Genomic DNA, 12,585 nt, shown 5'->3' with positions numbered 1-12,585 from the left:
TCGATAGCGTGCGGGGCATGACGAAGACGAGTTCCGCGACACGCAAGACGGCCCGGACGGCCTCGGTGCCCGTTCTCGGTCCGCGCGCCCTCAACCGCGCCACTCTCGACCGTCAACTCCTGCTGCACCGTTCGCCGCTGTCCGCGCAGGCCGCCGTCGGGCACCTCCTCGGGCTTCAGGCGCAGAACGTCAAGCCCCCGTACTACGCGCTCGCCGCCCGCCTGGAGGGCTTCGCCCCCGAGCACCTCTCGCGGCTCGTCGACGACCGCGAGGTCGTCCGCATCGTCACCATGCGCTCCACCATCCACGCCCACACCGCCGACGACTGCATCGGCCTGCGGCCGCTGGTACAGCCGGCGCGGGACCGTGAACTCGGCCTCTTCCGCAACGGCCTCGCCGGAGTCGACCTGGACCGGCTCGCCGTCCTCGCCCGGGACCTCGTGGAGGCCGAGCCGCGCACCATGAAGCAGTTGCGTGAGGACCTGGCCGCCGAATGGCCGCACGCCGACCCCCAGGCCCTCGCGCTCGCGGCGCGGTGCCGGCTGCCGCTGGTCCAGGTCACCCCGCGTGGACTGTGGGGCCGCAGCGGCCGGGTCGCGCTCACCACCGCCGAGCACTGGCTCGGGCGCCCCGCCGGGCCGGCCCCCGCCCCGGACGCCGTCGCCCTGCGCTATCTCGCGGCGTTCGGGCCCGCCTCGGTGAAGGACATGCAGACCTGGGCCGGTCTCACCGGTCTGCGTGACGTCTTCGAACGGCTCCGCCCCCGGCTCGTCACCTTCCGGGACGCGAGCGGCGTGGAGCTCTTCGACCTCCCCGACGCACCGCGGCCCGATCCGGACACGCCCGCCCCGCCCCGTTTCCTGCCCGAGTTCGACAACCTGCTGCTCTCCCACGCCGACCGCACCCGTGTCGTGCCGCCGGACCTCAAGGGCCGCAGCTGGACCGGCAACCAGGCGCACCGCACGTTCCTCGTCGACGGTTTCCTGGCGGGTGTGTGGAAACCGGAGGAGGGCACGCTCGTCATCGAGCCCTTCGGGGGCCTCACCCGTGCCCAGCGGGAGGACCTGATGCGCGAAGGTGAGCGGATGCTCGCCGTGCTGCATCCGGGCGAGCCGTACGACATCCGGTTCGGGACCGTCGTCCGGCGGTGAGACCGCCTCATCCGTCCCGGAGCGCGGACCGGTTGGAGAGGGGGCGTTGCGGGCCGCTCGTGGAGGCCCGCAACGCCCCCTGGTATCAACCTGAGGGGTACTCAGGAGTCTTCGGGGCGGCTGCGGCCCGACCTGCGCGGTCGCCTGGCCCGAGAGGGCGACCCGGGTGCGGACGCCCGGGTCGTCCGCCTCGGCCCAGCCGCTGCCAGGGAAATGCTGCCTGCCAGGACGCCCCCGGTGAACGGGAGACCGTCGCTGTCGCCCTGGCAGGTGTCCACGTCGCCGCAGGAGGAGCCGGCGAGCACCATGTCGTACACGAGGAAGCCGGAGCCGTGGGAGGCCGCGCAGCAGGAGTCGGAGGCGATGCGCACGGCCGCGGTGTCCGCCGGGGCGGCAGCGGCGGTTCGTCTGGCGCGGTCGATCCCGAACACGAGTCTCCTCACGGGGTTGCCGGTGGGGGGTCGCTCGGCCGTGTTGCCCGGGCGAACGGCACGTCCCTTACGCTAGAAGGCGCCGAAGTCCGCCCCAATGAGGGAACGCCCTAGGGGAGCCGGGGAGGGAAAACCCTCGGTCCGCGCGCGTAGATCGAGCAACGGAGCTGCCGGCGACGGGCGTTCAGCCCGGAGGCCGTCCCGCCGCCAGCCGCACGATGTCCACCCGGGACCGTATCCCCAGCTTGCGGTAGACCCGTGTGAGCGTCGCCTCCACCGTCTTGACGCTGATGAACAGACGCGCGGCTATCTCCCGGTTGGTCGCTCCCTCCATGACCAGCGCGGCCACCTGACGCTCCGTCGCGGCGAGGGCGTCCAGGGAGATCCCGGCCCGGGGCGCCCGGGCCGCCACCGCCGCCACCGCCGTCTCCACCTGACGCAGCCATGGCATGGCGCGGCAGCGGCGGAAGAGCCGGGCCGCCTCGTCGTAGGCGGCCGGTGCCGGCTGCCGCCCGCGCAGACCGGCGAGCGCGTACGCCGCCCGCGCCTCCTCCAGGCCGTAACCGAGCCTGGCCAGTCGCGCCCGGCACTGGGCCAGTTGCCGGGCCGCGGCGTCCGTCTCGCCACGGGCCGCGCGCGTCAGCGCCTCCGCCCGGTCCAGTACCGCGAGCACGCTCTCCCGTCCCAGGTTCAGCGCCCGGGCACGGGTGGCGTCGACGACGCCCTGCGCCTCGGCCGGTTCCCCGATACGCACCAGCGCCTCCGCCAGGTCGCCGTGCCAGCGCCCCCGGGCCGGATCGGTGACTCCGAGGCCCTCCTCCAACTCCCTGGCCCTGCGCAGGGAGTGGACCGCACCCGGCGCGTCCCCGGCCACCAGCTGGGCGTGCCCAAGAGCGGCCAGCGCCCGCGAAAGATAGATCACGTCACCGTTCTTCTCGGCGCGTGCCACCGCCTCACGCGCCAGCGCCATGGCCCGGTCCACCTCACCCCCGGCGGCCTCGGCGAGCGAGGTGAGCATCGCGCTGGCGGCCTCCCCGATCCCGGTGTCCCGTGCCAGCCGCAGGCTCTCGCGGGCCAGGTCCAGTGCCCGTCCGCAGTGGCCCGCCCGCAGTTCGGTCTCGGCGAGACCGCGCAGGAAGTGCACCTCGGCCTCGACCATCCCGCGACGGCGAGCCTCGCGCAGCAGCGCGCCGACCGTCTTGCGGGCCTCGGCCAGCTGGTCGCTCATGATCAGCCAGCGGAACCGTACCGAGCCGGCGCCGTTGTGGTCGGCCGCCACTCGCGGATCCTGCGGCTCCTTCAGCGCCCGTTTGATGGTGAGGGGCGCGTCCGGATGTCCCATCAGCGTCTCCGCCTGGGCCTGGAAGGCCAGTGCCAGCAGTTCGTTGCGCCGGTCGCCCGCCCGGGCCGCCAGGTCCGCGGCGCGCGCGCCTTCCTCCCGCGCGCGCTCGAAGTCACCCTCCACGAGCAGTGCCCGCCAGGCGAGCTGGTAGTGCACGAGGGTCAGCAGCCGCGGGTCGTCCCCGGCGTCCGCCAGCGCCTGCGGGAAGACCGCGTCCACCTCGGCCATGGCGTGCCCGGCGGCGTCGATGACGACCATCCAGGCCCGCACCCGGTCCGCCGGCTCCGTCGCCTGGGCGAGCACGTCGTGGGCGATGTCGCGGGCGAAGTCGGTCTCCCCGGCGGTCAGCGCGTCCGCGGCCGCCTGCAACCGGCGCTCGTCCGGGCCCGGTGCGGCGTCGTCCGGGGTGTGCCGGGCGGCGAGCAGCCCGAGTTCCGCCGCCACCGACGGCGCGCCGCGGTCCCGGGCGGCGGCCGCGGCCTCACCGAGACGCGCGGCCACCCGGGGGTCCGTACCCGTGCTCGCGAGCGCGAGATGGCGGGCCCGTTCGATCGGATCGGAGGCAGCCGTGGACAGCGCGGCGTGCGCAGCCCGCCGCTCCTGGGCGTCGGCCTGCGCGTACAGTGCGGCCGATATCAGCGGGTGCGCGAACCGCACGCCGGGCGCGTCCTGCTCGGTCACCAGCAGCCCGAGGGCCGCGGCCTGCGCGGTGTCCGCCTCCGCGTTCGTCCGGCCCGCCGCGCGCAGCAGGGCCAGTGTGGGCCGGGCACCCGCGCTCGCCACCAGCAGGGTGCGGCGCGCCTCCGCGGACAGCGCCTCCAGCCGGTTGAGCACCAGGGCCCGCAACGAGGTCGGCACGGGCAGCGGTTCACCGGGGCTCGGCGGCGTCGTGCTCTCGAAGAGGGCACGGCCGAGTTCCAGCGCGAACAGCGGATTGCCGCCGCTGGTGCGGTGGATGTCGCGCACGGTCGAGCGGGGCAGGCCGGTGTAGCCGCGGTGGTCGAGGAGGTCGGCGACATGGGCGCGGGAGAGCGGGTTGATCCTGACGGCGAGTGTGTCCGGCGGGGACGCGCTCAGATAGCGGTCCTGCTCCTGGCCCTGCGGCTCGGTGTGGGTGCGCACCGCGCACAGCATCTGAACGGGCGTGCCGCCGAGCCGCCGGGCGGCGAAGCCGAGCAGTTCCGCGCTGGCCGGGTCGAGCCACTGGAGGTCGTCGGCGACGATCAGTACGGGGCCGCGGGCGGCGAGGGCACGCAGGGTGGACAGCACCGCGAGGCGCAGTGCGAGTCCGTCCCGTTGCAGGGTGGATTCGCCGCGGCCGGTGAGCGCCGACTCCAGTGCGGTGCGCTGCGGGGCGGGCAGCCGGTGGGCGACCTCGTCCACCACGAGGCCGAGCAGATCGGCGAGGGCCAGGAAGGGCAGATGCGATTCGGACTCGGTCGCCGAGCACCGCAGGACGGTCCGCACCTCTTCGCCGTATTCGGCGGCCAGCGAGCGCAGCACCGTCGACTTTCCAATTCCTGCCAGTCCGTGGACCAGCACACTTCCTCCGGCGGCGAGTTGCCCCCGTGCGCCGGCGAACAGCTCCTCCCGGCCGATGACCAGGTCGGGGCGGGGTCTGCCAGGCTCCTTGAAGTCCCGTCGCACGGTCACCGCTCCCCTCAGGTGTGTCGTGTCCTGGCCAATATTAGGCAACCTGCCATTGAATTCTGGACGGACAGCCGTGGTGAGGAAAACAACAGATGCGTGGCGCAGGGGAATTCATGAGGACTGCCGAATGAATGGGGTGCCGGCGATCCGCGGGAGCGCAAAGCGGACGGGCGGGTGGGTGGTGATCCGCTCGCCGTCCGCCGTGGCCGGGGAGCGGAGACCGGCACGGGGCCTACGGCAGTATCCCCGCCCGCCGCGCCGCGACCACCGCTTCCCATCGTGTGTGCGCCCCCAACTTCCGCATCGCCGACCGTAGATAGCTCTTCACGGTCTCCGGACGCAGCCCCAGCCGCTCCGCCGCCACCGCGTTGGTGGAGCCCACCGCCACGCAGGACAGGACGTCCACCTCCCGAGGGGAGATACCCACGGATACGGCGGGGGACTCCGGGGAGACCGCACCCGCGAGGCGCCCGCAGACCTCGAGGACCTCGGCCCGCAACGCCGGGTCCTCGATCCGCTGGGCCAGTGCGCGCAGCGCGCCATGTGCCTCCCGGACCTGCTCCCAGGCCGCGCCCGAGGGCCCCGCGGGCTCCCGGACCGCGGTCAGCAGGGCGCGCGCCTCGTCCCGTGCGACCAGCGCCTGCTCCACGTCCCGCGCCGCGTCCACGGCCGCGCTCAGCGCGCGGTCGCCCAGGGGCTGCGCGGACCGCAGGGCGCCGTAGAGTACTGCGCGCACCCGGCGCCGCACCACGACCGGCACCGCCAGCACGGACTTCAGGCCCTCCGTCGCCACCGCCGCGTCGTACTCGTGGCTGATCCGCCGGGAGGCCGAATAGTCGGTCACCGCACACGGCCGGGCCAGCGCCGCCACCTTGCCGCCCAGACCGTTGCCGGAGACGACGGCCAGCGAGCTGAGCGCCGTCGTCGTGTTGCCGCTGAGTTCGCTGATGCGGATCTGCGGCCGTCCGGACTCCACGAGGCCCCCGAAGGCGACCGGCAGCCCCGTGGCGCGCCGCAGCCGCACCAGGGCGCCGCGCACCTCCACCGCCTCGGCTGCGTCTGCTGCCACGTGCTCGCCCTTTCATCGTGGCGTACCCCCGTTCGGGGGTGGTGAGACCTGCATCACGGATTACACGATGTCAGGTGGCTGTCCGGCAATGAGGAGGACACATGACGGCGAACACGGACGCGACGGAGACCTTCCGGGCCGCGCGGGACTTCCTGCTGGAGCATCGCGAGGACTACGAGGCGGCGTACGCGGGTTTCCGCTGGCCGCGCCCGGCGTACTTCAACTGGGCGCTCGACTGGTTCGACGTCATCGCGGACGGCAACGACCGTACGGCGCTGCACATCGTGGAGGAGGACGGCACCGTCACCCGGCTGTCCTTCGCGGAGATGGCCGAGCGCTCGAACCGCGTGGCCAACCGGCTGCGGGAGTGGGGTGTGCGCGCCGAGGACCGGGTCCTCGTCATGCTGGGCAACCAGGGCGAGCTGTGGGAGACCGCGCTGGCCGCGATGAAACTGCGCGCGGTGGTCATCCCGGCCACTCCGCTGCTCGGCCCCGCCGACCTGCGCGACCGCGTCGAGCGCGGCCGGGTGCGGCATGTCGTCGTCCGCGCCGGAGACACCGGCAAGTTCGACGAGGTGCCCGGCGACTACAGCAGGATCGCGGTCGGTGGCGCGCCCGAGGGCTGGCGGGCGTACGAGGACGCGTACGCCTCGGACGCGGACTTCCGGCCGGACGGGCCGACCCACGCCGACGACCCCCTGATGCTGTACTTCACCTCGGGCACCACCGCCCGGCCCAAGCTGGTCGAGCACACCCATGTCTCGTATCCGATCGGTCACCTGGCGACCATGTACTGGATCGGGCTGAAGCCCGGGGACGTGCATCTCAACATCTCCTCGCCCGGCTGGGCCAAGCACGCCTGGTCCAACCTCTTCGCCCCGTGGAACGCGGAGGCGACCGTCTTCCTCTACAACTACACACGCTTCGACGCGACCCGGCTGATGGCCGAGATGGACCGCGCGGGGGTGACCACCTTCTGCGCCCCGCCGACGGTGTGGCGCATGCTCATCCAGGCCGACCTCGGCCAACTGCGCACCGCGCCGCGCGAGGCGGTCGCCGCCGGCGAACCGCTCAACCCCGAGGTGATCGAGCAGGTGCGGCAGTCCTGGGGTGTGACCGTCCGGGACGGTTTCGGGCAGACGGAGACGGCCGTACAGGTCTCCAACAGTCCCGGTCAGCCGCTGAAGACGGGGTCCATGGGCCGTCCCAGCCCGGGGTTCCGCGTCGAACTGCTCGACCCCGTGAGCGGGGCGCCCGGCGTGGCGGAGGGCGAGATCGCCCTGGACCTGTCCGAGCGGCCGGTCGGCCTGATGACCGGCTACCACGCGGACGCCGAGCGCACGGCGGAGTCGATGTCCGGCGGCTACTACCGCACCGGGGACATCGGCTCACGCGACGAGGACGGATACATCACCTACGTCGGGCGCGCCGACGACGTGTTCAAGGCGTCCGACTACAAGATCTCCCCCTTCGAGCTGGAGAGCGCGCTCCTCGAACACGAGGCGGTGGCGGAGGCGGCCGTGGTGCCCGCGCCGGACGAGGTGCGCCTCGCGGTGCCGAAGGCGTACATCGTGCTCGCCGCCGGCTGGGAGCCCGGGCCGGACACCGCGAAGGTCCTCTTCGAGCACTCCCGCCTGGTGCTGGCCCCCTACAAGCGCATTCGCCGGCTGGAGTTCGGCGAGCTGCCCAAGACCGTGTCCGGCAAGATCCGCCGGATCGAGCTGCGCGAGGCCACGGCCGCCGGCTCCGCAGACGAGTACCGCGAGGAGGACTTCCGGTGACCGAACCGTCGTACACGCACGGGACGAGCGGGACGTCCCTGCTGGGGGACACGATCGGGGACAACCTGGACCGGGCCGTGGCAGCCTGGCCGGAGCGGGAGGCACTCGTCGACGTCGCGTCCGGGCGGCGCTGGACCTACGCGCGGTTCGCGGAGGACGTGGACCGGCTGGCGTGCGCGCTGCTGGGGAGCGGGGTCGCCAAGGGCGACCGGGTGGGCATCTGGGCCGTCAACTGCGCGGAGTGGGTGCTGGTCCAGTACGCCACCGCACGCATCGGCGCGATCATGGTCAACATCAATCCGGCCTATCGCACCCACGAGATCGAGTACGTTCTCAACCAGTCCGGGATCTCGGTGCTCTTCGCCTCCGTCAGCCACAGGACGAGCGACTACCGGGCGATGGTCGAGCAGGTGCGGGGCAGATGCCCGCAGTTGCGCGAGGTCGTCCACATAGCCGATCCGAGCTGGGACGCGCTGCTCGGGCGCGGAACGCCCGACCTGCGCGAGGAGTACCGCGTCCGCAGGAGCGAGCTGTCCTGCGACGACCCCATCAACATCCAGTACACCTCGGGGACGACCGGCTTCCCGAAGGGAGCCACCCTCTCCCACCACAACATCCTCAACAACGGCTACTTCGTCGGCGAGTTGATCGCCTACACCGAGCAGGACCGGATCTGCATCCCCGTGCCCTTCTACCACTGCTTCGGCATGGTGATGGGCAACCTCGCGGCGACCTCGCACGGCGCCTGCATGGTCATCCCGGCCGCGTCCTTCGACCCCGAGGCGACGCTGCGGGCCGTTGAGCAGGAGCGCTGCACCTCGCTCTACGGCGTGCCGACCATGTTCATCGCGGAGCTGAACCTGCCCGGCTTCGCGACGTACGACCTCTCCTCCCTTCGCACGGGCATCATGGCGGGCTCGCCCTGCCCGGTCGAGGTGATGAAGCGGGTGGTCGCCGAGATGCACATGGAGCAGGTCTCCATCTGCTACGGCATGACGGAGACCTCGCCGGTGTCGCTGCAGACACGGATGGACGACGACCTGGAGCACCGGACCGGGACCGTCGGCCGGGTGCTGCCGCACATCGAGGTCAAGGTCGTCGACCCCGCGGGCGTGACCGTGCCGCGCGGCACGGCCGGTGAACTGTGCACCCGCGGTTACAGCGTGATGCTCGGCTACTGGAACGAACCCGACAAGACCGCCGAGGCCGTCGACCCGGGCCGCTGGATGCACACGGGCGACCTCGCGATGATGCGGGAGGACGGCTACGTCGAGATCGTCGGCCGTATCAAGGACATGATCATCCGCGGCGGCGAGAACGTCTATCCGCGCGAGATCGAGGAGTTCCTGTACACGCATCCGAAGATCGCCGACGTTCAGGTGGTCGGGGTTCCCCACGAGCGGTACGGCGAGGAGGTCCTCGCCTGCGTCATCCCGCGCGATCCGGCCGATCCGCCGACGCTTCAGGAGGTGCGGGCCTTCTGTGAGGGACGGCTCGCCCACTACAAGATTCCGAGCAGGCTGCAGATCCTCGGCTCCTTCCCGATGACCGTCTCGGGGAAGGTGCGCAAGATCGAGCTGCGCGAGGCCTACGCGGAACCGACATAGGGGCGGCGCGTCACCGGGCCCGGCCGGCGGCCAGTTCGTCGGCCGGGCTGTTCACCGGCTGCGGCGTGCCGGTGAGGTCGAGGACGAAGAGCGGGACGTCGAGACGGTCGGCCATGGAGCGCGCGGCGTCGTCGTAGCCCGCGAGTGAGAAGTAGACGCAGCGCGCGGACGCGGACATGGCGGTCAGCCAGAGGCACTCCACGTCCCGCAGCGCGGCCGGGCGCAGCGTCGGGTCCACCTGGGCGAGTATGCCGCGCGCCGCCAGCCCGATCCCGTTCGGCTGCCGCTGGTCCGCACGCCGGACGTGGCGGTAGCCGAGCCAGCGCAGATACAGCGCGGCCGCGGTGACGGCGTCCCGGGCGGTGCGGATGGCGACGGGCCGGAAGACGCCCCGGGGCGGTTCGCCGCTCCCGCCGCGCAACGGGGACGCCGGACCACGTCCGTGCACAGTCCCCGTGCCCGTGCCGGCGGCCTCCGGGCCCGTCGACGCGGAGGGTGCCGGTCGCGGTTCGCGGCGCAGGGGGAACCGGAGCATCGTTCCGCACGAGCAACCCAGCTCGGGCTGCGGCCACTCGCCCGCCCGGCCGCAGGACCCGCAGCGGACGGTGACCCATGCGTCGTCCCAGGTGGGGCGGGTGACGACGCGTGGCGACGCGAGGCGGTCCAGCGGCGGGGTGACGGGGGTGCCGCACGAACACGGATAGGCCGGCGCGGTGTAGAGGTGCTCGCGCCCACAGGCCGGGCAGCGCACCGGCACGGTCTCGGGCATGGCCCACTCCAAGGCGTCGGTTCGGGACGGCGCTCCCATGGTGCTCCCGAGATCCCCTGCTTGTCCTTCGCTTCGTCAACCGGGAGTCGAGGCGTCAGCCGCCCTTGACGCCTCCGGCCCACCCACCTAGATTGATTCCAGATAGTAGAAAGTAAATTCCACAATACGAAAGTGCTCACCGCGGGGCGCGACGGGAGCGCGAGTCCGACAGCCGAGGCAGGAGTACTCAATGGCTCGTATGACCGCTGCCCGCGCGGCAGTCGAGATCCTCAAGCGCGAAGGCGTCAGCGACGCGTTCGGGGTCCCGGGCGCGGCGATCAACCCCTTCTACGCGGCCCTGAAGACCGCCGGCGGGATTCACCACACCCTCGCCCGCCATGTCGAGGGCGCCTCCCACATGGCGGAGGGCTACACCCGTACGCGCCCGGGCAACATCGGGGTCTGCATCGGCACGTCGGGCCCGGCCGGAACCGACATGATCACCGGGCTGTACTCCGCCATCGGCGACTCGATCCCGATCCTGTGCATCACCGGCCAGGCGCCGACCGCGGTCATCCACAAAGAGGACTTCCAGGCCGTCGACATCGCGTCGATCGCGAGGCCGGTCACCAAGATGGCCGTCACCGTCCTGGAGGCGGCACAGGTCCCGGGCGTCTTCCAGCAGGCCTTCCATCTGATGCGCTCCGGCCGTCCCGGTCCGGTGCTCGTCGACCTGCCGGTCGACGTCCAGCTCACCGAGATCGAGTTCGACCCGGAGACGTACGAGCCGCTGCCGGTGTACAAACCCGCGGCCACCCGCGCCCAGATCGACAAGGCGATCGGACTCCTCAACGCCTGCGAACGTCCGCTCATCGTGGCCGGCGGCGGCGTCATCAACGCCGACGCCGCCGAACTCCTCGTGGAGTTCGCGGAACTGACGGGTACTCCGGTCGTTCCCACGCTGATGGGCTGGGGCGTGCTCCCCGACGACCACGAGCTGAACGCCGGAATGGTGGGCCTGCAGACCTCGCACCGGCACGGCAACGCGACGTTCCTGGAGTCCGACTTCGTCCTCGGTATCGGCAACCGCTGGGCCAACCGCCACACCGGCCGGCTCGACGTCTACACCGCGGGACGCACGTTCGTCCACGTGGACATCGAGCCCACGCAGATCGGCAAGATCTTCGCCCCGGACTACGGCATCGCCTCCGACGCCGGGGCGGCCCTCGAGCTGTTCGTCGCGGCGGCACGCGAGCTGAAGGCGGCGGGCCGGCTGCCCGACCGCTCCGCATGGGCCGCCGCCGCCCAGGAGAAGAGGGCCCGCCTCCAGCGCCGCACACACTTCGACGACATCCCGATCAAACCGCAGCGCGTCTACGAGGAGATGAACAAGGCCTTCGGACCCGAGACGCGTTACGTCTCCACCATCGGCCTCTCACAGATCGCCGGCGCCCAGATGCTGCACGTCTTCAAGCCGCGCCACTGGATCAACTGCGGCCAGGCCGGACCGCTCGGCTGGACCATCCCGGCCGCGCTCGGCGTCGCCAAGGCCGATCCGGAGGCGCTCGTGGTCGCCCTGTCCGGTGACTACGACTTCCAGTTCCTGATCGAGGAGCTGGCCGTCGGGGCACAGCACCGGATCCCGTACATCCACGTCCTGGTGAACAACTCCTATCTCGGCCTGATCCGCCAGGCACAGCGGGCGTTCGAGATCGACTTCCAGGTCAACCTGGAGTTCGAGAACATCAACTCGCCCGAGCTCGGCCTCTACGGCGTCGACCATGTGAAGGTCGCCGAGGGCCTGGGCTGCAAGGCGATCCGGGTGACCGACCCGAACGAACTGGGCGCCGCCTTCGAGCAGGCCAAGAAGCTGGCCGCCGAGTACCGGGTCCCGGTCGTCGTCGAGGCGATCCTGGAGCGCGTCACGAACATCTCGATGTCGACCACCAACGACATCTCCCAGGTGGTCGAGTTCGAGGAGATCGCCACCGAGCCCGGGCACGCACCCACGTCCATCAGGACGCTGAAGGTCTGACACACACCGTGAGGGGCCCCGCCGCAATCGGCGGGGCCCCTCACGTCCCCCCATGGGACGTACGACGCGCACCGGGACCTCGTCCTGCGGCACGGACCGCGGCCCCGAAGGCCCATGGCGACGTCACGTCGTGCCGCAGGAGAGACCCGAGCCGTCGCTCCCGCCCCAGGACTGCCGCAACTCCGGCTCCGTGGTCCCGCTCCGCCCGACGAGCCCCGCCTCGCCGGCGAAGCGCGGTACGAGCGCGGTCAGCGCCCGGTCGCCGTACAGCGCGACGGCGAGCAGCAGTTCGTCGTCGGACAGGCCCGTCCTGGACGCGGGGAGCGGGGCGCGGTCCCGAAGGCGCCCGCGCTCACGCCGCCCGGACACCGTGGGGCCGGGCAGGAAGCCGCGCAGCAGTCCGGCCGCCACGAGTTCCCGGCGCAGTTCGGTCAGCGCCTCGCGCACGCCCCGCCGGTCCATCAACTGCCGCAGGCCCGCGGGCCGGTAGAGCGCGGAATGCACCGCCTTGGTGAGCACGGGCACGGGCCGGCCCGCGGCGGCGAGCGCCCGTGCCGTCCGCATCGTGCCCGCTCGGCCCGCCTCGACGGCGCCTCGCAGATGCAGGTCGAGCACGGCGACCGTGACGGCGGCGCGCGGACCGCCCCGCAGAAACGCGATCTCGTGCGGCTCCGGCCGATTCGTCTCGGTGTCGCCCATGGAATCCTCCGAACGGGGCGGGGCCCGCCGCCCCCGTGCCGGCGGGTCCCGCGTGCCGGGAATCTGCCCCGG

Annotated in this window: 9 protein-coding genes; 4 read left to right on the top strand and 5 right to left on the bottom strand. The window is 72.3% G+C overall.

Going from position 1 to position 12,585, the window contains the following annotated elements:
• Window positions 1-17: 17 nt before the first annotated feature.
• Window positions 18-1,151, top strand: a complete 1,134-nt coding sequence (locus ACSHXN_RS10680; protein ID WP_355136002.1) for a winged helix DNA-binding domain-containing protein — start codon at window positions 18-20, stop codon at window positions 1,149-1,151.
• A gap of 101 nt (window positions 1,152-1,252) precedes the next feature.
• Here ACSHXN_RS10680 and ACSHXN_RS10675 read toward each other — a convergent pair whose 3' ends face one another.
• The 3 genes from ACSHXN_RS10675 to ACSHXN_RS10665 form a co-directional block, all read right to left on the bottom strand.
• Window positions 1,253-1,582, bottom strand: coding sequence for a hypothetical protein (locus ACSHXN_RS10675; protein WP_438302991.1), 330 nt, complete (start codon window positions 1,580-1,582; stop codon window positions 1,253-1,255).
• A 184-nt stretch (window positions 1,583-1,766) separates the two neighbouring features.
• On the bottom strand, window positions 1,767-4,577 hold the full coding sequence (locus ACSHXN_RS10670; protein WP_438302990.1) for an ATP-binding protein: 2,811 nt from the start codon (window positions 4,575-4,577) through the stop codon (window positions 1,767-1,769).
• Window positions 4,578-4,806: 229 nt separating this feature from the next.
• A complete protein-coding gene (locus ACSHXN_RS10665) occupies window positions 4,807-5,643 on the bottom strand; it encodes a helix-turn-helix transcriptional regulator (RefSeq protein WP_355127958.1) in 837 nt (278 codons plus the stop codon).
• A gap of 101 nt (window positions 5,644-5,744) precedes the next feature.
• Between ACSHXN_RS10665 and ACSHXN_RS10660 the strand changes: the two genes are divergently transcribed.
• Together ACSHXN_RS10660 and ACSHXN_RS10655 are read left to right on the top strand one after the other, a co-directional pair.
• The gene (locus ACSHXN_RS10660) at window positions 5,745-7,424 is read left to right on the top strand and encodes an AMP-binding protein (RefSeq protein WP_356292713.1); all 1,680 of its coding nucleotides are present in this window, start codon (window positions 5,745-5,747) and stop codon (window positions 7,422-7,424) included.
• A complete protein-coding gene (locus ACSHXN_RS10655; protein ID WP_438302989.1) occupies window positions 7,421-9,031 on the top strand; it encodes an AMP-binding protein in 1,611 nt (536 codons plus the stop codon). The genes ACSHXN_RS10660 and ACSHXN_RS10655 overlap by 4 nt, the downstream gene beginning before the upstream one ends.
• 10 nt (window positions 9,032-9,041) lie before the next feature.
• Here ACSHXN_RS10655 and ACSHXN_RS10650 read toward each other — a convergent pair whose 3' ends face one another.
• Window positions 9,042-9,800 (bottom strand): hypothetical protein, encoded by a 759-nt coding sequence (locus ACSHXN_RS10650; protein WP_438302988.1) that lies wholly within the window; start codon window positions 9,798-9,800, stop codon window positions 9,042-9,044.
• A 229-nt stretch (window positions 9,801-10,029) separates the two neighbouring features.
• Between ACSHXN_RS10650 and gcl the strand changes: the two genes are divergently transcribed.
• A complete protein-coding gene (gene gcl / locus ACSHXN_RS10645) occupies window positions 10,030-11,814 on the top strand; it encodes a glyoxylate carboligase (RefSeq protein WP_355127966.1) in 1,785 nt (594 codons plus the stop codon).
• 123 nt (window positions 11,815-11,937) lie between these two features.
• Here the strand turns inward: gcl and ACSHXN_RS10640 are convergent, their stop codons facing one another.
• Window positions 11,938-12,576, bottom strand: a complete 639-nt coding sequence (locus ACSHXN_RS10640; RefSeq protein ID WP_356112110.1) for a TIGR04222 domain-containing membrane protein — start codon at window positions 12,574-12,576, stop codon at window positions 11,938-11,940.
• Window positions 12,577-12,585 lie beyond the last annotated feature (9 nt).

The organism is Streptomyces sp. HUAS TT11 (genome assembly GCF_051553595.1).
In the GTDB taxonomy this organism is placed as follows: Bacteria; Actinomycetota; Actinomycetes; order Streptomycetales; family Streptomycetaceae; genus Streptomyces.
The sequence above is the reverse complement of the archived record's forward strand: the minus strand, read 5'-3'. Positions and strand labels throughout refer to the sequence as shown.